The 22,535-nt window shown below is 41.6% G+C and carries 15 protein-coding genes; 3 read left to right on the forward strand and 12 right to left on the reverse strand.

Annotated elements, in window-relative coordinates:
• Positions 1-10: 10 nt before the first annotated feature.
• The 9 genes from gyrA to F988_RS09510 all read right to left on the reverse strand — a co-directional run bounded on the left by gyrA (position 11) and on the right by F988_RS09510 (position 10,691).
• Positions 11-2,746: a DNA gyrase subunit A gene (gene gyrA, locus F988_RS09470; RefSeq protein ID WP_004682707.1), complete on the reverse strand. Its 2,736-nt coding sequence runs from the start codon at positions 2,744-2,746 to the stop codon at positions 11-13.
• A gap of 296 nt (positions 2,747-3,042) precedes the next feature.
• Entirely contained in the window at positions 3,043-3,558 is a 516-nt protein-coding gene (locus tag F988_RS09475; protein ID WP_004682708.1) for a DinB family protein, read from the reverse strand.
• A gap of 85 nt (positions 3,559-3,643) precedes the next feature.
• Positions 3,644-4,579, reverse strand: a complete 936-nt coding sequence (locus tag F988_RS09480; RefSeq protein WP_004682709.1) for an electron transfer flavoprotein subunit alpha/FixB family protein — start codon at positions 4,577-4,579, stop codon at positions 3,644-3,646.
• 17 nt (positions 4,580-4,596) lie between these two features.
• Positions 4,597-5,346, reverse strand: coding sequence for an electron transfer flavoprotein subunit beta/FixA family protein (locus F988_RS09485; protein ID WP_004682710.1), 750 nt, complete (start codon positions 5,344-5,346; stop codon positions 4,597-4,599).
• Positions 5,347-5,774: 428 nt separating this feature from the next.
• The gene (xerA, locus tag F988_RS09490) at positions 5,775-6,662 is read right to left on the reverse strand and encodes a site-specific tyrosine recombinase/integron integrase (RefSeq protein ID WP_010589147.1); all 888 of its coding nucleotides are present in this window, start codon (positions 6,660-6,662) and stop codon (positions 5,775-5,777) included.
• A 145-nt stretch (positions 6,663-6,807) separates the two neighbouring features.
• Positions 6,808-7,662, reverse strand: coding sequence for a diaminopimelate epimerase (gene dapF / locus F988_RS09495; RefSeq protein WP_004676767.1), 855 nt, complete (start codon positions 7,660-7,662; stop codon positions 6,808-6,810).
• A gap of 6 nt (positions 7,663-7,668) precedes the next feature.
• The gene (gene lysA / locus F988_RS09500) at positions 7,669-8,919 is read right to left on the reverse strand and encodes a diaminopimelate decarboxylase (RefSeq protein ID WP_004682712.1); all 1,251 of its coding nucleotides are present in this window, start codon (positions 8,917-8,919) and stop codon (positions 7,669-7,671) included.
• Positions 8,920-8,941: 22 nt separating this feature from the next.
• Positions 8,942-9,154 carry an LPS translocon maturation chaperone LptM gene (lptM, locus tag F988_RS09505; RefSeq protein WP_004682713.1) on the reverse strand — a complete coding sequence of 71 codons (213 nt, stop codon included), beginning with the start codon at positions 9,152-9,154 and terminating at the stop codon, positions 8,942-8,944.
• 121 nt (positions 9,155-9,275) lie between these two features.
• Positions 9,276-10,691 carry an amino acid permease gene (locus F988_RS09510; RefSeq protein ID WP_004682714.1) on the reverse strand — a complete coding sequence of 472 codons (1,416 nt, stop codon included), beginning with the start codon at positions 10,689-10,691 and terminating at the stop codon, positions 9,276-9,278.
• A gap of 282 nt (positions 10,692-10,973) precedes the next feature.
• Here F988_RS09510 and radA point away from each other — a divergent pair, with 282 nt between their 5' ends.
• The gene (gene radA, locus F988_RS09515; RefSeq protein WP_004682715.1) at positions 10,974-12,362 is read left to right on the forward strand and encodes a DNA repair protein RadA; all 1,389 of its coding nucleotides are present in this window, start codon (positions 10,974-10,976) and stop codon (positions 12,360-12,362) included.
• Between the two features lie 104 nt (positions 12,363-12,466).
• Complete coding sequence (locus tag F988_RS09520) at positions 12,467-13,459, forward strand: Tim44 domain-containing protein (protein WP_004682716.1); 993 nt, start codon at positions 12,467-12,469, stop codon at positions 13,457-13,459.
• A gap of 711 nt (positions 13,460-14,170) precedes the next feature.
• Here the strand turns inward: F988_RS09520 and F988_RS09525 are convergent.
• A complete protein-coding gene (locus F988_RS09525) occupies positions 14,171-15,799 on the reverse strand; it encodes an inorganic phosphate transporter (RefSeq protein ID WP_004682717.1) in 1,629 nt (542 codons plus the stop codon).
• A 437-nt stretch (positions 15,800-16,236) separates the two neighbouring features.
• On the opposite strand from F988_RS09525, the gene metH reads away from it, so the two are divergent.
• Positions 16,237-19,923, forward strand: a complete 3,687-nt coding sequence (gene metH / locus F988_RS09530; protein WP_004682718.1) for a methionine synthase — start codon at positions 16,237-16,239, stop codon at positions 19,921-19,923.
• Positions 19,924-19,981: 58 nt separating this feature from the next.
• Here the strand turns inward: metH and F988_RS09535 are convergent, their stop codons facing one another.
• Entirely contained in the window at positions 19,982-21,919 is a 1,938-nt protein-coding gene (locus F988_RS09535) for a DNA cytosine methyltransferase (RefSeq protein WP_004682719.1), read from the reverse strand.
• A gap of 87 nt (positions 21,920-22,006) precedes the next feature.
• Positions 22,007-22,489 (reverse strand): peptide deformylase, encoded by a 483-nt coding sequence (gene def, locus F988_RS09540; protein ID WP_004682720.1) that lies wholly within the window; start codon positions 22,487-22,489, stop codon positions 22,007-22,009.
• Positions 22,490-22,535 lie beyond the last annotated feature (46 nt).

The following is a 22,535-nucleotide window of genomic DNA, read 5'->3' on the forward strand; positions in this document are numbered from 1 at the left end:
AACTTATCACTTAAGCTTCTGGAGTATCATCTTTAGGTTCTACTGCAACTTCTTCTGAAGTTGCTGTTTGCGCCTCTGGATTTTCTACGCCTTCGATCAGCTCTAATTCGTCCTCATCTTCCACTTCAACAGCATCAATTGAAACAACACCAACTAATGTTTCTGCATCGCTGAGACGAATTAAACGAACACCTTGAGCATTACGACCAGTCATCGCAACCTCGGCAGCACGAGTACGGACTAAGGTACCACCATCAGAAATCAACATAAGCTCTTTGCTTTCATCAATTGATACCGCACCGACAAGCTCACCATTACGTTCAGAGGTCTTAATCGCAATTACCCCCTTACCACCACGCTTCTTGGTCGGGAAGTCATTCACTGGAGTACGTTTACCATAACCGTTGGCACTCGCACACAGCACCTCACCTGTTTCAGGTACCACAACGAGAGATACGATACGGCTCAATACATTTGAATCAGACGAATCATCATTGTCATCGCTATCATCATTTTCAACGTCAGCATCTTCAGCTTCAATGGTATTGCTGGCAAAGCTGACACGCATACCACGCACACCTTTGGCAGTACGTCCCATCGCACGAACATCTGTTTCAGCAAAACGAATTGCTTTACCTTCATTCGAGAACAGCATGATTTGCTGATTACCATCAGTAATCGCAACACCAATCAAGGTATCTTCTTCATTCAGTTCAATTGCACGTAAACCATTGGCACGGATATTACTGAATTGTGCCAATTCCACACGTTTCACCGTACCTGAGGCCGTTGCCATAAATACATAGTGATTTTCTGGGAACTCTGTCAACGGCAAGATTGCAGTTACAGTTTCATTCGCATCTAAAGGTAATAAATTAATGATCGGACGACCTTTGGCACCACGAGATGCTTGAGGTACTTCGAAGACACGTAAACGATAAACTTTACCCACATCAGTAAAGCACAAGACAGTTGCATGGTTTGATGCCACAATCAAATGCTGGATGATGTCATCATCTTTCATTGCAGTAGCGGACTTACCACGACCACCACGACGTTGCGCTTGATAGTCAGAAAGTGGTTGAGTTTTCGCATAACCTGTTTGAGAAACAGTCAATACCACTTGTTCTTCTGGGATCAAATCTTCACGGCAGAAATCAACGCCTGATTCAACAATTTCAGTACGACGCCCATCACCATATTGTTGCAAGATTAAAGCAAGCTCTTCACGAATCACATTCATCAATAAATTAAAATCATTGAGAATTGCTTTTAATTCAGCGATTTGACCTAAGATTTCAGAATATTCTGCATGTAACTTGTCTTGTTCGAGACCCGTTAAACGGTGCAAACGTAATTCTAAGATTGCTGCAACTTGCGTAGGTGACAAGCGATAAATCTCACCTGACAAACCAAATGGGCGAGTTGGGTCTTCGCCTTCAATTTCATCTGGACGAACAGAGATCGCACCTGCTTTTTCCAGCAATGCCACCACGCCACCGCCAGCCCACTCACCTACCTGTAAACGCTCACGTGCTTCAGCGGGGTTAGCAGAAGTTTTAATGGTTTCAATGATGGCATCAATATTGGCCAAGGCAACGGTTAAGCCTTCCAAGATATGTCCACGCTCGCGTGCTTTACGCAATTCGAACATGGTACGGCGGGTCACCACTTCCTGACGGTGACGGATAAACGCCGCAATGATGTCTTTCAGGTTCATCAACTTAGGCTGACCATTATCCAGACAGACCATGTTAATGCTGAACGAGTTTTGAAGTTGTGTATGCAGGAATAAATTATTCACTGCAACTTCTGCATTTTCGCCACGCTTCAGGTCGATCGCGATACGCATGCCTTCTTTATCAGACTCATCACGCAGTTCGGAAATACCTTCAAGTTTCTTTTCTTTGACTAACTCGGCAATACGCTCAATGGTTTTTGCTTTGTTAACTTGGTAAGGAATCTCAGTAAAGACGATGGTGGTACGGCCTGTTTTTGGGTCTTCCTCAAAGTGATATTTACCACGAATATGCAAACGGCCTTTACCAGTCCGATAGGCATCAACAATGCCTGATTTACCGTAAATAATACCGCCCGTAGGGAAATCTGGCCCCGTAATATGCTCCATCAAACCTTCAATAGAGATATTTGGGTTATTGGCATAGGCTAAACAAGCATTGACCACTTCAGTCATATTGTGTGGCGCCATATTGGTCGCCATACCGACTGCAATACCCGTCGCACCATTAATCAAAAGATTTGGAATACGTGTCGGCATCACTTGAGGAATACGCTCAGAACCGTCGTAGTTATCTTCCCAATCAACAGTATCTTTTTCTAAGTCTGCTAAGATTTCATGGGTCAACTTTTGCATACGAACTTCGGTATAACGCATTGCTGCTGCGCTATCCCCATCGACAGAACCGAAGTTACCTTGACCATCAACCAACATGTAACGCAAGCTAAAATTCTGCGCCATACGAACAATGGTTTCATATACCGCACTGTCACCATGAGGGTGATATTTACCAATCACGTCCCCGACAACACGAGCAGACTTTTTGTATGCTTTGTTATAATCATTGCCCAATTCGTGCATCGCAAACAATACACGACGGTGAACAGGTTTTAGACCGTCTCTCACATCTGGCAATGCACGAGATACAATTACGCTCATGGCGTAATCTAGATATGAATGCTTGAGTTCGTCCTCAATGGCAATCGGTCTGATTTCCGATACGCTCATGCATACTCCTTGTTTACAGGTCGATGGTTCCACCTGTTTTTATGTCTTCAATCTTGCAAAAATTTAATCCAAAAACTTGAACTAAAATTAAAAAATATAGCGAAAAATTATAGCATAAATGACAGGTTAACTGGGAGTTTGCTAATCTGAAAATAGCATTTTTTTACAATAAAAAATTTATTAGAATTAATAAGTTAAAAATCTAGTTTTCCATTTTTCAGTGAACAGAATAAAAGGTTACTTTTTAATCAAAATAAAGGCATTTTTAATAAAATCTTCAATCCAGTTTTTTAAAATCAGCGGTATAAATAGGCATATTCTCTTTGAAAGAAAATTAAGTCTAGCTCCAAGGACTTTGCTGTTAGCTCAAAGATCATGCTGTGCATTTGACCTCGATGATGCGTTTGATGGTTAAATAGGTGTGCCAATATCTCAATCAAAGGCTCAGTATAAATTTGACCTCGACGGACATAAGCAATGGTTTGATGGAATGAAACTTCATCATGTTCATGAATAAAATTTATCAGACTTTGATCATGTTCAATTCGAGCATTCTCTAATTGGGCGAGTTGATTATAAAGAATTTCATCCAAAGTATATGTTGATGCAACAACACCTTTGATACGCTCAAACCAAAGTATATCTCCTACCAACACATGATTTGCCGTTTGCATAAGGGATTTAAAATAAACTTTACAATCTTGATTTAATTGCTCCTCTGTTAAGCCGATGAGCGTAGAAAATAACTTTTGATTTGCCCACTGATTATAATGAGCCAGCATCAGAAAATAGGTCTTAAAAGTATAATTCATCGGTAATGCTCTCATTTATTTATTCTTATTTTTAACATAAAAAAACACCCCTTTCGGGGCGTTCTTCAACTTTATTCAGAGCGAATTAAAGTTTAGATACCAATTCAGGTACAACAGTGTTCAAGTCGCCCACTAACCAGTAGTCAGCAACGCTGTTGATTGGTGCTTCTTCGTCTTTGTTGATTGCAACAATAACTTTAGAATCTTTCATACCTGCCAAGTGCTGAATCGCACCAGAGATACCAACAGCAATATACAAGTCAGGTGCAACAATTTTACCTGTTTGACCTACTTGGAAGTCGTTTGGTACAAAGCCAGCATCTACAGCAGCACGTGAAGCACCTTGAGCAGCACCAAGCTTATCAGCTAATGGGTCAAGTACTTTATGGTAGTTTTCACCAGAACCTACACCACGACCACCAGAAACAACGATACGCGCAGCAGTTAATTCTGGGCGATCAAGTTTCACGATTTCTTCACTTACAAACTTAGAAATACCAGCATCTTTCACCTCAGCAACAGCTTCGACTACAGCAGAACCGCCTTCAGCAGCTACAGCATCAAATGCTGTACCACGAACTGTACCTACGATAATCGCTTCATCTGATTGAACAGTTGCAATCGCGTTACCAGCATAGATAGGACGCTTGAAAGTATTTGCAGATTCAACAGCAATGATGTCTGAAATCATGCTTACGTCAAGAAGTGCAGCAACACGTGGAAGAATGTTCTTACCAGTTGTTGTAGAAGCAGCTAATACGTATTTGTAACCGCCTTTTGCGATGTCAGCAACCAAGCTAGCAACGTTTTCAGCCAATTGGTTCGCATAAGCAGCATTGTCAGCAAGTAATACTTTGCTCACACCAGCAATTTTAGCAGCAGCATCAGCAACTGCTTGAGCGCCAGAACCAGCAACTAATACAGTAATATCACCACCGATTTTTTGAGCTGCCGCAACAACGTTTAAAGTTGCACCGTTAAGTGTCTGGTTGTTGTGATCAGCGATAACTAAAATACTCATGATTGTATCCTTCTGTATTAGATCACTTTCGCTTCGTTTTTCAATTTTTCTACAAGCTCGTCTACAGACTTCACTTGTACGCCAGCTTTACGTTCAGCAGGTGCTTCAACTTTAATTGTTTTAAGTTTAGTACCAGTTGCAACGCCATAATCAGCAGGAGACTTAATATCAAGCGGTTTTTTACGCGCTTTCATAATGTTTGGAAGAGCAGCATAACGTGGCTCATTCAGACGTAAGTCAGTTGTGATGATTGCAGGAAGTGCAAGCTCAACAGTTTGTAAACCGCCGTCGATTTCACGAGTAACTTGTACTTTACCACCGTCAACTTTAACTTCAGATGCAAAAGTACCTTGACCAGCACCAAGTAAAGCGCCAAGCATTTGACCTACCTGGTTAGAGTCATCATCAATTGCTTGTTTACCAAGAAGAATAAGTTCTGGTTTTTCAGCATCAACAACGCCTTTTAGAATTTTAGCAACTTCTAAAGCGCCAACTTCGTCAGCAGTTTCAACTAAAATACCACGGTCAGCACCTAAAGCCATTGCAGAACGGATTTGTTCTTGCGCGTCTTTAGAACCCACTGAAACAACAACGATTTCTGAAATCGTTCCTTTTTCTTTTAAGCGAACCGCTTCTTCCACTGCGATTTCACAGAATGGGTTGATTGACATCTTAACGTTGGTAAGGTCAACCCCACTATTGTCCGGCTTAACACGAACTTTAACGTTGGCATCAACCACACGTTTTACAGCGACAAGAGCCTTCATGTAATCCTCGGCTGTTCTAAGCAAGTAAATGTAGTGAAGAGCATTCTAACTCTTCGATCGAAACTTTTTAGGTGCTCTATCTTGCAATGTATTTGGCATTTCGGTCAAGTCACAATTTCCCATGTGGCTGTAAAAAAGATGAAATGCTCAGTTCACTAATTTAGAGCACTGAGAAATCAACTCAATTGAGCTATCCGCTCTTATCAATATTACATTTTGATTTTATTAATATTTTTATAAAATTCAACAAGCTAAAATAGATCTTGCAGACAAAAAGCAGATGTTCTGTAACTGATCATTTCGGGCAAATCCAAATACTCAGCACTTTTTGCAAAAAATGGGCAATAAAGTAAGAACATTGTTTAAGTGTGCTCTGTAAAATGAGTTGCCTATTTAACGTCCAATTTTGCAACATAATATATCAGGATTCAGCTTTTTTGTGCCCGAGGATGGCTTTTGTCATATACATTCATCAATTGCTCAAAGTCGAGATGGGTATAGATTTGGGTGGTGGATAAGTTACTATGACCCAACATTTCCTGAATTGCACGTAGATCGCCACTGGCAGAAAGCAGATGACTGGCAAAACAATGTCGTAATAAATGTGGATGCAAATCGACACTGATTCCTGCCCGTTGGGCCTGTAATTTGACCCGATTTTCAATCTGTCTTGGGGTCAGCGCGTTACCTTTCTGTGAAATAAACACGGCTGAATCTGCTACAAAACCACCCTGCCATATCCGATAGATTTTTAACCACTCAACCAGACTTTGTTTAGCTTTGGTTCCAAAAGGCACAATTCGGGTTTTATTGCCCTTACCTGTAATGCGTAATAATTGTCGATTAAAATCAATATCCTTGACAGTTAAACCCTGTAACTCGGCTAAACGTAGACCACTCGAATATAACAGCTCAAGCATCGCCCTATCCCTTAACCATAATTGCTGCTCAATTGGTTTTTCAGGTGCAGGCTGATCCAGAATCTGATTGATGGTTTCAATATCAATCATGCCTGGCAAGGGACGGGGTTGACGTTTTAACTTAAAATCTTCTGAGGGATTCTGCTGTAAATATTGTCCTTGCTCAGCCCATTTCATAAATTGGCGGATGGAGGTCAAGTGACGTTGCAGGCTACTGGAACTCAGGTGGTCGCGTTCAACACGCTCGGCTAAATATTCACGTAAGTCTGAAGCTTCAACATCCTGTAATTGTAATTGTTTATTTTCACAAAAACTAAAGAAATCAGTGAGATCTCGTTGATAGGCCGTGATGGTGTGTTCAGACTGATTTTGAATCATCCGCTCTTTTAACCACATGGAAAGGAGTTGCAAAGCTGTCTGCACACTCAACCCCCTTATGCATCAGCTAGAAAAATCAAGTTATTCATTTTTGCCCTTTGCAATTAATTTTTATTTTAAAAAACAAACAACCTGCAACTCAGGGTGTTTATTTATTCTAACCTTAGCCTTGAAAATATCTTAAATCCAGACGCGCATCATAGACATGCGTGGTTGGACCTGTCATCCAGACCACATCACCCTCACGCCAGGCAATATGTAGCTTACCGCCTGCAAGCTGAACCTCAACCTCATTGGCAAGCAAGCCACGGCGCATACCACTGACCGCAGCCGCGCAAGCCCCTGTACCACAGGCCAAGGTCTCACCCACACCACGTTCATATACACGCAAACGGATATGCTTTTCATCAATGATTTGCATAAAACCCGCATTTACACGTGCAGGAAAACGTGCGTGTGATTCTACTTGTGGGCCGATACGCTCAACATCAGCAGTTAATACATCAGGTACAATAGTCACCGCATGTGGGTTGCCCATATTCACCACATCAATATTGATGCTTTTATTATCTGCAAGTTCCAGTTGATATAAGCCCTCAGCATCTTCATGTTCCTGAGTAATAAATGGGATTTCTTCAGGAAGAAATTTTGGCGGTCCCATATTGACCCGAACCCAACCATTTGCACCTAACTCTGGCTCAACAATCCCAGCCTTGGTCTGCACACGAATTTTGGTTTTGGTGGTCAATTGACGCTCATGCACAAAACGGGCGAAGCAACGTACCCCATTACCACACTGTTCCACCTCTGAACCATCAGCATTAAAAATTCGATATTTAAAATCAACATCTGGAAAATCAGGTGGCTCAACAATCAGCAGTTGATCAAAACCCACGCCAAAATGACGATCTGCCAAACGCTGAATAGTAACCGCATCTAAATAAGCGCGCTGCGTGATCAGGTCAACAACCATAAAATCATTGCCCAGACCATGCATTTTGGTAAATTCTAAATACATCTTAATTTACTCCTTAGGCAACAAACACTCTTTTTCCCAAAGTGATTCTATGCTTTCACGCTCACGAATTACATAGGCCTGATCACCATTGACCATGACTTCGGCAGCGCGACCACGGGTATTGTAGTTTGAACTCATGACAAAACCGTAGGCACCTGCGCCCAATACAGCGAGAACATCATTTTCCTGCAATGCCAAATCACGCTCTTTACCGAGAAAATCGCCAGTTTCACAGATTGCACCAACCAGGTCCCAGGTTTTGACTTCAACATCAGGATTTGGATTCACCGACTGAATATCCATCCATGCTTCATATAAAGCGGGGCGAATTAAGTCATTCATCGCTGCATCAATGATGGCAAAGTTACGGTGATTGGTTGGTTTAAGTAAATCCACCCTGGTGAGTAATACACCTGCATTGGCAGAAATACTACGCCCTGGCTCCATATAGACTTTTAAGCCCAGTTTTTCCAAAGCTGGACGCATCGCATTGGCATATTCCTCAACGCTTGGTGGTGTTTCATCTTTATAACAAACCCCCAAACCACCACCAATATCAATATGTTTGAGGTTGATACCCAAGCCTTTCAACTGCTCAATCATTAAAATGACCCGATCCAGCGCATCAACAAATGGTTTGGTCTCAGTCAATTGCGAACCGATGTGGCAGTCAATCCCGACAATCTCCAGATTCGGCAGTGAAGCTGCATATTGATAGGTCTCATTCACTGTATCACTTGGAATACCAAACTTGTTTTCCTTTAAGCCTGTTGAAATATAAGGATGGGTTTTCGCATCCACATCTGGATTAACACGTAAGGAAATTGGGGCTTTTTTACCAAGTTTCGCCGCTACTTTCTGGATACGATCCAGCTCGGCATGCGACTCCACATTAAAACAGGCAATACCTACGGTCAAAGCTTTTTCAATATCCGCTTCGGATTTACCTAAACCAGAGAACACAATTTTTGCTGGATCTCCACCAGCCGCAAGCACACGCGCTAATTCTCCACCCGTCACAATATCAAAACCAGCACCTAATTTTGCCAGAACATTCAACACTGCAATATTTGAGTTTGACTTCACTGCAAAACAGATTTGATGATCAATAAAATCAAAGGCACGGTGCATATCCAGATAATGCTTCTCAAAAGTTGCTTTCGAATAAACATATAAAGGCGTGCCGAATTGCTGTGCGAGCTGGTCCAATGAACATTGCTCAGCGTGCAATACCCCATTAATGCGAGTGAAACTCATGAAGATGTCCTTATTTACAAACTTAAGGTGAGGTGATCTGTGATTGTGTTGCCTGACTTTCAGTATTTACATTAGATGAAGCCTTGGCCTGAGCGGCTTCATTTTTATACAGCAGGTATGTTGCGCGTTTGTCATGGTTTGGGTCCGATGGCAATTGCAACGCCCCTGACTGACCACATGCCGTGAGTAGCATACTGCTCAATAATAAACTGATGGAACAAATGACTTTAAGCATCTGAGCACCTAACTTTTACAATTCGGAGCAGTATAGCGTGATCATTAGATTGGCTAAAGCCTAAAACCATAAAAAACGCCAGCGTTTCGCTGACGTTTTTAGAAAAAGATTCTGCTATTTGCTAGTTTTTCTTTTTATAAAAGATATAACCAATTGCCAAAATAACGAACCAGATTGGGCTGACCTTTAACGATTCCAGCGTGGTTTCATCCAGCGCAAGGAAATAGATGGTTGCAAGGAAGAATAAAATCACCACCCAACAGGTAAACACGCCACCTGGGAGTTTAAAAGTTGATTGTGCATGCAGCTCAGGTCTATTTTTGCGGTAGTTGATATAACTCCACATAATGATAATCCACACACAGATAAACAGGATGGTTGATAAAGTGGTTGCTAGAGTAAATGCTGTCACTTCATCATTGGTTCCCGTCTGTACTTTATAAATGAACTGTACAAATGCACCAATAAAGATACAGATTGATGAGAAAACCAATGCTTTTGAAGGAACGGCAGATTTAGACAATTTACCAAATAATTTTGGTGCCTGTTGATCCGTTGATAAACCAAACAGCATACGGCTGGTTGAGAATACCCCACTGTTCATGGATGACATGACCGAGGACAGCACCACCAGATTCATGATAATTGCAGCAGAGGCAACACCTGCCTGTGAGAAGATATTCACGAATGGGCTGACTTTAGGGTTAATTTGATCCCACGGAGTAACACACATCACCACAAACAATGCCAATACATAGAAAATAATGATACGGATTGGAATTGAGTTAATTGCTTTAGGTAAGTTGCGCTTTGGGTCCTGTGTTTCAGCAGCAGTTGTACCAACCAGTTCCACCCCAACAAAGGCGAAGATGGCAATCTGGAATCCAGCCAGAAAACCATCCAGACCTTTCGGGAACATGCCACCATGCGTCCAGAGATTTGAGACACTTGCAACAGTACCTGATGTGCTAGTGAATCCAGTAAAAATCATCCATAGACCAACGACGATCAACACAATAATCGCGGTGATCTTGACCATTGCAAACCAGAATTCCATTTCACCAAACAGCTTCACAGTGACCAGATTCAGTCCAAGTACAAATAGAATTGCAACCGTACTGATCAGCAATCCACCCATTGGTGTAAAGGATTCCCCCCCATTGAAAAATTCCAGATAGTAGATAATGGCAGACAGATCGGCGATACCAATGGTGACCCAACACAACCAATAGGTCCAGCCCACAAAATAACCCGCCCAGGGACCAATTAAATCAGTGGATAAGTCAATAAAAGATTTATAATTCAGGTTGGATAACAACAGTTCGCCCAATGCTCGCATGACGAAAAACACCATCACACCAATTAGGCCATAAATGAACAGAATGGATGGACCAGCCAAACTAATGGTTTTGCCCGATCCCATAAACAATCCTGTTCCAATTGCTCCACCAATTGCAATCAACTGTAAGTGTCGGTTGGACAAACTACGGTGCAGCCCTCCATTTTCACTGGATGGCTCAAGAAACTCATTTGACATTGTTATATTCAACTCTCAGTTTTTATGTCACAAAATTAGCTTAAAAACTTTAACAATAGAAAAAGTTTTTGCAGATTTTCTTCAGATTTTTAAAATTTCAGGTTTTTTAGTTGCTTTTTCACTCAATTTTCCTCTCCTTTATATTTAAACTGGCATTCCTTGTGCCTAGCAGTTTACGTGCCAAACTCAACTTTGGCGACTGTCTGTAGATAAAATTTGTATTTCGGATACGCTATTGCTACATTTTCAATAATTTTGATTGATCCATCACGTATCTTAAATATGAGCAAAGTTAAAACAGTTTATCGTTGTGAACAGTGTGGCGCTGATCACCCCAAGTGGGCAGGACAATGTTCAGAATGTGGTGAATGGAACAGCTTGACCGAGGTACGTTTAGAATCAACAATTTCCCATCGTGCCCGCCCCAAAATGGGGGGGTATGCAGGTCAGCTCGCCAACATCACCACACTGAATCAAATTTCAGTCTCACGTGAAACCCGCCTCTCTACAGGAATCAGTGAATTTGACCGTGTGCTCGGCGGTGGGCTGGTCACAGGTTCTGTGGTGCTGATTGGCGGTGATCCTGGTATTGGCAAATCGACCATTCTGCTCCAGACCGCAACACACATGGCAAGCAAGAAAAGCAATGCCTTATATGTCACAGGCGAAGAATCCCTTTCTCAAGTCGCACTACGCGCACAACGCCTTGATCTTCCCACAGATCAGCTTAAGGTAATGGCAGAAACCTGTGTGGAACGTATTTGTGAGGTTTTGGCACAGGAAAAGCCTGTCGTGGCAATTCTGGATTCAATTCAGACACTTTATACCGAAACCCTACAGTCGGCGCCTGGTGGCGTGTCACAAATTCGTGAATCTGCCGCCCTACTCACCCGTTTTGCCAAAAATAGTGGTACAGCATTGTTTATTGTAGGCCATGTCACCAAAGAGGGTTCACTTGCGGGGCCACGTGTTCTGGAACATATGGTCGATTGTGTCTTGTACTTTGAGGGACAATCTGACTCGCGTTACCGCATGATTCGGGCAGTAAAGAACCGTTTTGGTGCAGTCAATGAGCTGGGTGTGTTTGGCATGACCGATAAAGGCCTGCGTGAAGTCGCCAATCCATCCGCCATCTTTCTCAGTCGTTATGATGAAGCCATTCCTGGTTCAATTGTGATGATTAGCCGCGAAGGTACTCGTCCCCTGCTGGTTGAAGTACAGGCACTGGTGGATGATGCACATGGACAGCCAAGACGTGTGGCACTGGGTCTTGAGCAAAACCGTTTAAATATGCTACTTGCCGTAATGCATCGTCATGGCGGTGTGCAAACGTCTGGTCAGGATGTCTATGTTAATGTGGTCGGTGGTTTAAAAATTACCGAAACAGGTTCAGACCTTGCCGTGTTACTAGCCTGTGCCTCCAGCCTACGTGGTAAGGCCTTGCCACAACAATTGGCCGTTTTTGGTGAAGTGGGTTTGTCTGGCGAAATCCGTCCTGTTCCCAATGGACAGGAACGTTTAAAGGAAGCCGCCAAGCATGGTTTTAGATATGTGATTTTACCAAGGGCCAATGCACCACAAAAATCAGTTGACGGTGTTCAGATCATTGCTGTGGCACGTTTACATGAGGCCTTGACTGAGGCCATGCAACTGAGCGATGAATTAGGCTAGGCTAAAACAGGCTTTGACATAAAAAAACATACTTTTCTGGTTGAAATTACGCATAAATACCTGCATAAATACATTTACAAATTGGATTTAGATAGGAATTTTCGATGCAAGTACACCAGCGTGGCTTGATGACAGCTCTTTTAATGGCAACCTTGGTTGCTGCCCCACTTGCGGAAGCAAAGCGTGCAGGCGGTGGTAAAAGCCATGGGATGAGCCGTTCTAGCTCAACTAGTCAGTCTTATAACCAGTCTTACCAACAACCACGTCAAGCAGCGCCAGCACCTCAGCAAACCGCACCTCAACGATCAGGTCCTGGTGTAGGTTCAATGGTTGCTGCTGGTGTGGCAGGTGCTGCTGTAGGTGCTGTTGCTGCAAATGCGCTTGCTGATGATAAGAATCCAACTGCAACAGAACAACAAGCTGCTGAACAAGCTGCTGAACAAGCTCAACAAGAAGAAAAAGGTGGCATTCCTAGCTGGCTTTGGGTTCTTCTTGCAGCTGCTATCGCTTTCTTTGTGTTCCGTAAATTGGGCGCAAAAAAAAAATTAGCGGCGAATAATCCTTATGCACCAAACAATGGTGGTCAGAATAATTTTGGCCGCCAAACGCCACCTCAGGCCAATGCCCGCCAAACAGGCGACAATACCAATATTTTTGGTCAATCCGTTGCTGGTGGTGCAGCAACTCAAGCGCCATTTGGTGGTGCTTCAATGAGTAATGGCAATCAGCTTCCTGATGGTACTGAACCTGCTGCATTCCTGCGTGTTGCACGTCAGCGTTTCAACCACATTCAATCTATCAATAGTGCAAGTAATGTTGAAGAAATTCGTCGTTATTTAACACCTGAGCTTTTTAATTCAATGTATCAGGACATCATGGCCAATCAGGATCAGGATGTTGCTGAATTTAGTAACCTGAATGCAATGGTGGCAGACACTGCAACTGAAAATGGTCAATATGTTGTCAGCGTGCGTTTTACAGGTACAGTCAGTGAAGATTTAAACAGCCTGCCTCAACCATTTACTGAAATCTGGCATTTTGTTAAACCTGCTGGTTCACAACAGGATTGGGTTGTTGCCGGTATTCAACAAGCTTAATTTAATCGAAAATCATGTAATACATGCAAAGAGCTGTTTCGACAGCTCTTTTTTTGTCGATTTTTTAGAGATCGAAATAAAAAAAGCCACTCTTTTTTGGAGAATGGCGGAGTGTAAACTCTAATTTCGATTGTCTATATTTTTAAATAGATTTAAACAGACCGTTAAGTAAACTGTATATCTTAGTTATCTTAGCGGATAATCAAGAGTAAAAATATTCCTCGTTTGGGGAATGAAACTATTTTTGTAATAGGTTCAAGTAAATCTTCTTAGCTTATTCAGGCATTCAGGCATTCAGGCATTCAGGCATTCAGGCATTCAGGCATTCAGGCATTCAGGCATTCAGGCATTCAGGCATTCAGGCATTCAGGCATTCAGGCATTCAGGCATTCAGGCATTCAGGCATTCAGGCATTCAGGCATTCAGGCATTCAGGCATTCAGGCATTCAGGCATTCAAATTAGAACAGATCTATTTGAGTTAGAACCTAATATTCTTGGTTTTTGTCCGTATCGTATCTAAATTGCCATAAAAAATTACCCTTGTGTACGTCTGTTTTAATTTCATCTATAAACAAGCTAAGCCTAATTTTCTAAAAGAATTTTTCGCATGTTTATTTTAAATATTCAACTTATCACTATCTTATGACCCATAAAAAAAGCTTTGCCTCGGCAAAGCTTTTTAAAATGATTTAGCTTTAAAGCAAATCAAATCATGATACAAACTGTAGGAACAGCCAGTATAATCCACCTGAGATTGCAATCGTTGCTGGCAAGGTAAATATCCATGCAGAAAGTATTGTCTTCACTGTCGCAAAGTTGAGTCCAGACTTGTTGGCAACCATGGTACCTGCAACCGCACTATTTAAAACGTGTGTTGTGGATACAGGCATACCCAAGCCATCAGCAGCAGCAATGGTACTCATTGCAACAAGTTCAGCCGACATCCCCTGCCCATAGGTCATGTGGTTCTTACCAATACGCTCGCCTACAGTCACCACGATACGTTTCCAGCCTACCATCGTACCCAGCCCCAAGGCCAAGGCCACCGCAACTTTCACCCAGTTCGGGATGTATTGCAGGAATGAATCCAGGTTACTACGGTATTCTTTGACAACTTTTGCCTGATCCTGATTCATTCCAGGTAAAGCCTGAGCCTTATCCAGACGTTTGAATGTGGTGGTACTTAGGTACATATCATTACGGATTTCACTGACCGCTGCCTCTGGAATGGCTTTCAAGTCACCATAATTGGCAACACGCTCACCCAAATGTGCAGTCATGCTGGCAAGTGCTGGAACAACTTCAGGTGTTTGCTCTTTGGTTTGAATATATTTAGTGAGTACAGCACGCGCTTTCTCATCAGATAATTCATTTTGATTGACATTCAGTACTGTCGCTGTTTGTACTGAAAGCTGTTCAAATGACTGCAAGTGTTTTGCATCAAGATTCTTGTTTAAAGAATACGCCAACGGCACCAAACCAATCAGAATCAACATGATCAGCCCCATACCTTTTTGACCATCATTTGAACCATGGGCAAAACTTACCCCTGTACAGGTAAAGATCAGGATGGCACGGATTAATGGTGGTGGTGGCTTGTTGCCTTCTGGCGGCTGGAATAATTCCAGTTGACGCTTAAAGACTGTTTTTACCAATAAAAAGACGATGGCCGCAAAGGCGAAACCAATCAGTGGAGAGAACAGTAAGGCCTTACCGACCTTAATCACCTGATCCATATCTATGCCAGATGCACCACCGTTACTCGAATTTAGAATGTAGTTCATAATGCCTACACCTAAAATTGAACCAATCAGGGTATGTGAACTTGATGCTGGAATGCCCAGAAACCAGGTCCCCAAATTCCATAAGATTGCGGCAATCAACATGGCGAACACCATGGCAAAACCAGCCCCGCTTCCCACATTCATAATGAGTTCAACAGGAAGCAAGGCAATAATACCGTATGCAACCGCACCACTCGCCACCATAACGCCAAGGAAGTTACAGAAGCCCGCCCACATGACGGCCACAGGTGCAGGCAATGCATTGGTGTAGATCACCGTCGCTACAGCATTTGCTGTATCGTGAAAACCATTAACAAACTCAAAGCCCAGCGCAATAAAAAGTGCCGTTGATAGAAGAATAACTGAATATAAACTTAATGCTGGAACGTGCGCCAAGTCAGCGCTCACCTGAAAACCAATATAAATAAGTGTTGCAATAATAATTGTTAAAAACACCGGCATAAAGAATTTCGGTGTAGGGACATGCACATTCGTCGATTTTGCCTGTGAACTGGCAAGCGGTGAATCCGAAACAGGAGGAAGATTAGAATTCATGTAGACGGCAAGAGGATAATTAAATCCCCTGTATTGTTTAATTAAATTATGACAATTATATGACAAAGTACTGTCACATGAAGCCAAAATTTCATAGTTTTGTCACATTTTCTGGGATTTTATTAGGACAATCTCACTCTTTTTTAAAAATTTAATTATTAAAAACAGCATGTTAATAAAAATACTTTTAAACTAAAACTGTTTGTCTGATTTTGCAACAAACACAACAAAATATGAAACTTATTTATCATATTTCGAAATATATGTTGTCTTTTAAAGCATTATTCACCGAAATTATTGCAATTTCATGAAGCTTTTATGACATTCTCCATTTAGTCTGATGAATCACCCTGACTGGGCATTGAAAATACACGCTTTGGCGTAGCTTCTGTTACAATGCGACTGCTTTTTAAACTTGCTATGTACTGGGGTTCCTTATGTCCACACTTGCCACCCTGAAATCACTTCTTGCCCAGCGTATCCTGATTATTGATGGCGCAATGGGAACCATGATTCAACGCCATAAATTACAAGAAGAAGATTATCGTGGTGAACGTTTTGCAGATTGGGCATCAGACCTTAAAGGCAACAATGATTTATTGGTGCTAACACAACCACAGATTATTCAGGGCATTCATGAAGCCTATCTGGATGCTGGCGCAGACATTATTGAAACCAACAGCTTTAACGGCACACGTGTTTCCATGTCGGACTATCACATGGAAGACCTCGTTCCCGAGATCAACCGTGAAGCAGCACGTTTAGCTAAAGCTGCTTGTGAAAAGTACTCAACCCCAGATAAACCACGTTTTGTTGCAGGTGTACTTGGTCCTACTTCCCGTACCTGTTCCATTTCACCAAACGTCAATGACCCTGCTTTCCGTAACATTACTTTTGATGAACTGAAAGAAAACTATATTGAAGCAACGCATGCCCTCATCGAAGGTGGTGCCGATATTCTTCTGATTGAAACAGTATTTGATACGCTGAACTGTAAAGCAGCGATTTTTGCGGTTAAGGAAGTATTTAAGCAAATCGGTTATGAATTGCCGTTAATGATTTCAGGGACCATTACCGATGCATCTGGTCGTACATTAACAGGTCAAACCGCAGAAGCATTCTGGAACTCAGTACGTCATGGCGATTTACTTTCGATTGGCTTTAACTGTGCCTTGGGTGCGGATGCGATGCGCCCGCATGTGAAAACTATTGCTGATGTTGCCGATACTTTTGTCTCTGCCCATCCAAATGCGGGTTTACCGAATGCCTTTGGTGAATATGATGAAACGCCAGAGCAAACCGCAGCTTTCTTAAAAGAATTTGCTGAAAGTGGTCTCATCAATATTACAGGTGGTTGTTGTGGTACCACACCAGATCATATCCGTGCCATTTACAATGCTGTTAAAGATATAAAACCACGTCAAATTCCTGAAACCAGACCTGCTTGCCGCCTCAGCGGTTTAGAGCCATTTAACATTTATGATGACTCTTTATTTGTCAATGTCGGTGAACGTACCAATGTCACAGGTTCAAAAAAATTCCTGCGTCTCATCCGTGAAGAAAACTTTGCCGAAGCTTTAGAAGTCGCTCAGCAACAAGTTGAAGCTGGTGCCCAGATCATCGATATCAACATGGATGAAGGGATGCTCGATTCGCAAAATGCGATGGTGCATTTCCTTAACCTTGTCGCTTCTGAACCAGATATCTCACGTGTGCCAATCATGATTGACTCATCAAAATGGGAAATCATTGAAGCGGGTTTGAAATGCGTTCAGGGTAAACCTGTGGTGAACTCAATTTCCCTTAAAGAGGGTTATGATGAGTTTGTCGAAAAAGCCCGTTTATGCCGACAATATGGTGCAGCGGTTATTGTGATGGCCTTTGATGAAACAGGTCAGGCAGATACGGCTGCGCGTAAACGTGAAATCTGTAAACGTTCTTATGATGTGTTAGTGAATGATGTGGGCTTCCCTGCCGAAGACATTATTTTCGATCCAAACGTGTTTGCTGTCGCAACAGGAATTGAAGAACATAATAACTACGGCGTTGACTTTATTGAAGCGACAGGCTGGATTAAACAAAACTTGCCACATGCCATGATTTCAGGCGGTGTGTCCAACGTATCATTCTCTTTCCGTGGCAATGAACCTGTGCGTGAAGCAATTCACTCAGTATTCCTTTACCATGCCATTAAACAAGGCATGACGATGGGGATCGTGAACGCTGGTCAAATGGCGATTTATGACGATATTCCTAAAGAACTAAAAGATGCAGTTGAAGATGTAGTTCTAAACCAAAATCAGGGTGAAAGTGGACAGGAAGCCACAGAGAAATTGCTTGAAGTTGCAGAAAAATTCCGTGGTCATAGTGGCGCACAACGTGAAGCTGAGAACCTTGAATGGCGCAATCAATCAGTTGAGAAACGTCTTGAATATGCACTGGTTAAAGGGATTACCACTTATATTGATGAAGATACCGAAGAAGCCCGTTTAAAAGCCAAACGCCCTCTTGATGTGATCGAGGGTGCATTAATGGATGGCATGAACGTGGTCGGTGACCTGTTCGGCTCAGGTAAAATGTTCCTACCTCAAGTGGTTAAATCTGCACGTGTTATGAAGCAAGCTGTAGCATGGTTGAATCCGTACATTGAAGCGGAAAAAACAGGTAGCCAGTCTAAAGGTAAAGTGTTGATGGCAACCGTAAAAGGCGATGTACACGATATTGGTAAAAATATCGTGGGCGTGGTGTTGGGCTGTAATGGCTATGATATTGTCGATTTAGGTGTTATGGTTCCTGCTGAAAAAATCCTGCAAACCGCGATTGATGAGAAATGTGACATCATTGGTTTATCTGGTTTGATTACACCATCGCTGGATGAAATGGTGTTTGTTGCCAAAGAAATGCAGCGTAAAGGTTTTACCATTCCTTTACTGATTGGTGGTGCAACCACATCGAAAGCCCATACCGCAGTGAAGATTGATCCGCAATATTCAAATGATGCGGTGATTTATGTAGCAGATGCCTCTCGTGCAGTGGGTGTGGCGACTACCCTACTGTCTAAAGAAATGCGTGGTAACTTTATTGCTGAACATCGTGCGGAATATGCCAAGATTCGTGAACGTTTAGCCAATAAGCAACCGAAAGCAGCCAAACTAAGCTATGCAGAATCCATTGAAAATGGCTTTAAAATTGATGACAACTATGTACCACCAAAACCAAATACGTTAGGTACACAGGTTCTTAAAAATTATCCGCTTGAAACCTTAGTACCGTATTTTGACTGGACTCCATTCTTTATCTCTTGGAGTTTGGCAGGCAAATTCCCGAAAATCTTAGAAGATGAAATTGTTGGTGAAGCAGCAACTGATTTATATAATCAGGCACAGATCATGTTAAAAGACATTATTGATAATCAGCGTTTTGATGCCCGTGCCGTGTTTGGTTTATATCCTGCACAACGTACCGATGCAGATACCGTGAGTGTATTTGATGAATATGGTCAGAATGTCACACATACCTTTGAACATTTACGCCAACAATCCGATAAAGTCACAGGTAAACCAAACTTGTCTTTAGCGGATTATATTAAGCCATCTGCTCAACCAGAAGATTATTTGGGCGGTTTTACTGTATCCATTTTTGGTGCAGAAGAATTGGCAAATGAATATAAAGCCAAAGGCGATGATTATTCTGCAATTTTAGTACAGTCTTTGGCGGATCGTTTTGCCGAAGCTTTTGCAGAGCATTTGCATGAGCGGATTCGTAAAGAATTTTGGGGTTATAAAGCCGATGAAGTGTTAGATAATGAAGCACTGATCAAAGAGAAATATGTGGGGATTCGTCCAGCACCTGGTTACCCTGCCTGCCCTGAACATTCGGAAAAAGCCGTGTTGTTTGACTGGTTAGGTTCTGAGGAAAAAATTGGCACCAAGCTGACTGAACACTTTGCCATGATGCCACCATCTTCTGTGAGTGGTTTCTATTATTCTCATCCTGACAGTGACTACTTTAACGTAGGAAAAATCTCACAAGATCAGCTTGAAGATTATGCCAAACGGAAAAATTGGACTTTAGATGAAGCGAAACGGTGGTTAGCGCCGAATTTAGATGATTCAATTGCCTAATTAAGCACACACCAAAAACGATCCCCTTTATTAAAAGAATAGAGGGGATTTTAAATCATCAGGTGTTACGGATTTGTAAATTCAGTTTAAAATAATATTTACCATTGGTTTCCTGGTAAATCGTACCGAAACGATGACGTGTACTGGAAGCTGTATCCAGTTTGGTATTTAAAAATAAATATTCTTTTAAATCTGCATCTTTTATTACATGATAAAGTAAAAGATCACCATCTTTTCTGACCACAACCAAACCATTACAGGTATAAGCACCATCCCACGGCGTACCAGAGAACATGCCTAATAAAATTGCTTTTAGAAAATCCTTAACCCGAATCGTTTTGATTTCATCATCGACTAAATCTCTTAAATAACGCCCTTGACCTTTATAATATTTAAGTACTGTTTCTGCCAAATATTCTGGCATTAGCGAGTCTGCTTTTCGTAAATTATCATTAAATACGTCATTTTCACATTTATAAAATTCGAGTTGCCCTCCTAATTCTTCAATTTTAGTTAAACGATCCTTTATTTTTGATGAAGTTTCAATTTGATTAACATCCTGTAATGTACCTCTAAAATTCTTCACCTCATAAATAAAATTGGTTGTCGATCCTGCATTGAGTAGTGTTGGCGCACTGCCTAAAAATGATTTTATTCCCAATGGGTCATATCGATAACTTTGATTTTGAAATTCAAAAGAAATATTTAAATCAGCTTTAGTATATGAGTTGCCTTTAAAAGAGCTAATCTTTAATAATTCCAATAAACTCTGTTGTTCAATATTAAAAGTTTTTGTTTCAGGATTTAGAATAGTGTTCTTAATCTGGGCAAGCACTTCATCATTTAAAATATGCTGAATAGAGCCTAAATCAAACGTTTGATTTCCCTCAATAATTTTTAAGTGATCGTCACCAATGACATAAAATTTACTGGAACCAATATGTTGTAGAGCATAAATTTTAATAAATTCATTGGGTTGTTTTTCTTCTAGCCGAGCATTACCAAATGATAACTTTTTATCATGCATAAGCTTCAGGAAAGCATATAATTCACTCCATTCACCTTTATTGAATTTCATTAAATCCTTTTCCTCTGTACGCTGTATGGTATGTTGTTGTAAATAATTCTGCACTGCTTTTGCTACATGATAGACCACATCCACACAGACACTATTCCCCAGTTGTTTCATGGCCTGGGTTTGATTCACAGGAAACTCAAAATCATCAGGGAAACCCATCATCCGTTTTCCCTGTTTAGGGGTTAAACGGCGCACTTCATGGTTGACCAGATAACCGTCCCAGTTACGGCGATCATTAATCGGTGAACTTTTACCACCGACCCTTAAGGTGAAACCAATTTCGCGACTACATTCTGCTTCCCATACATCCGACATATTTAATTTAAGTGGGACTGGTGCTGGAAATTGAAACGCCTGCTGAGTCTCAACCAAATCTTTATTAAACCCAACAATAAAGATACGTGGGCGATGTTGTGGACGGCCGTATTCACTAGCCTTTAAGATTTTATAGTGAACTGAATAGTTTAACGACTCCAGCTCATGCCTGATAATTTGAAAAGTACGGCCTTCATCATGATTCACCAGTCCACGTACATTTTCCAAAATAAATGCTCTGGGCCTTTTTTTCGATAAAATTTCCAAAATACAATAAAATAAATTGCCTCTTTCCGACTTGGCCCCATCAATTAGCCCCTCTCTTTTTCCTGCATGAGAAAAGGCCTGACAAGGGAATCCGCCACATAAGATGTCATGTTCAGGAATCAATTCATAGGAGACTGAACGAATATCTCGATTAAAATCTTTTTCATCAATTTTATGGTTTTTTAAATAGGTTTTTCTGGCATGTTCATCAAATTCTGATGCAAAAACACACTGCATACCCAATTGAGATAAAGCAAGATGAAAACCACCAATCCCTGCAAATAAGTCTATAAACTTAAATTTTTCAGAAAAATCAAATTCTAAATTTGTACTCATTCACTGCAAGCTAAAAAAATCATTGTCCTATTATAGCCAAATATAAAATCGGATTGTTAAATGTATTGACAAACGTATGATCAATAATCAATGCATTCTTTCCACAAACAACACCCCATCCAAATGATCAACTTCATGCTGCACAATTCGTGCAGGAAAACCCTCGTAGCTGGTTTCAACCACGTCACCCTGTAAAGTGTAATAACGTAATTTAACCATTTGAGCACGTTCAACCTGTCCACGTTCATTCGGCACACTCAAACACCCCTCTTCACCAAAACAGGTCGCTTGAGAAAACTCTAAAATCTCAGGATTGACCATCACAACAGCATCCATTTCAGGTGCATCGGGATAACGTGGATTAGGTCGGGACGCCACAATAATCACACGCTTGGAAATATAAACCTGTGGTGCCGCAATCCCCACACCATTGCGCTCAAGCATGGTCGCATGCATGGCGGACGCAAGTGCCATCAACCATTTACTATTAAATTCCACATCTGACACCAATGCCGCTTTCAGCTTTAAAATTTCTTCACCACGCTGTGCCACAGGTAAAATCACGCTCATCGCATAACCTTATAATTGTTTTGATCAAATCGTAAATAATAGCGTA

The organism is Acinetobacter parvus DSM 16617 = CIP 108168 (assembly GCF_000368025.1).
GTDB lineage: Bacteria > Pseudomonadota > Gammaproteobacteria > Pseudomonadales > Moraxellaceae > Acinetobacter > Acinetobacter parvus.

Excerpts from the sequence above, each read along its gene's own strand:
- F988_RS09480 (WP_004682709.1), bottom strand. The coding sequence starts at position 4,579 with ATGAGTATTTTAGTTATCGCTGATCACAACAACCAGACACTTAACGGT.
- metH (WP_004682718.1), top strand. The coding sequence starts at position 16,237 with ATGTCCACACTTGCCACCCTGAAATCACTTCTTGCCCAGCGTATCCTG.
- radA (WP_004682715.1), top strand. The coding sequence starts at position 10,974 with ATGAGCAAAGTTAAAACAGTTTATCGTTGTGAACAGTGTGGCGCTGAT.
- F988_RS09510 (WP_004682714.1), bottom strand. The coding sequence starts at position 10,691 with ATGTCAAATGAGTTTCTTGAGCCATCCAGTGAAAATGGAGGGCTGCAC.
- def (WP_004682720.1), bottom strand. The coding sequence starts at position 22,489 with ATGAGCGTGATTTTACCTGTGGCACAGCGTGGTGAAGAAATTTTAAAG.
- lysA (WP_004682712.1), bottom strand. The coding sequence starts at position 8,919 with ATGAGTTTCACTCGCATTAATGGGGTATTGCACGCTGAGCAATGTTCA.
- dapF (WP_004676767.1), bottom strand. The coding sequence starts at position 7,662 with ATGTATTTAGAATTTACCAAAATGCATGGTCTGGGCAATGATTTTATG.
- xerA (WP_010589147.1), bottom strand. The coding sequence starts at position 6,662 with ATGTGGTTAAAAGAGCGGATGATTCAAAATCAGTCTGAACACACCATC.
- F988_RS09535 (WP_004682719.1), bottom strand. The coding sequence starts at position 21,919 with ATGAGTACAAATTTAGAATTTGATTTTTCTGAAAAATTTAAGTTTATA.
- gyrA (WP_004682707.1), bottom strand. The coding sequence starts at position 2,746 with ATGAGCGTATCGGAAATCAGACCGATTGCCATTGAGGACGAACTCAAG.
- F988_RS09520 (WP_004682716.1), top strand. The coding sequence starts at position 12,467 with ATGCAAGTACACCAGCGTGGCTTGATGACAGCTCTTTTAATGGCAACC.
- F988_RS09525 (WP_004682717.1), bottom strand. The coding sequence starts at position 15,799 with ATGAATTCTAATCTTCCTCCTGTTTCGGATTCACCGCTTGCCAGTTCA.
- lptM (WP_004682713.1), bottom strand. The coding sequence starts at position 9,154 with ATGCTTAAAGTCATTTGTTCCATCAGTTTATTATTGAGCAGTATGCTA.
- F988_RS09485 (WP_004682710.1), bottom strand. The coding sequence starts at position 5,346 with ATGAAGGCTCTTGTCGCTGTAAAACGTGTGGTTGATGCCAACGTTAAA.
- F988_RS09475 (WP_004682708.1), bottom strand. The coding sequence starts at position 3,558 with ATGAATTATACTTTTAAGACCTATTTTCTGATGCTGGCTCATTATAAT.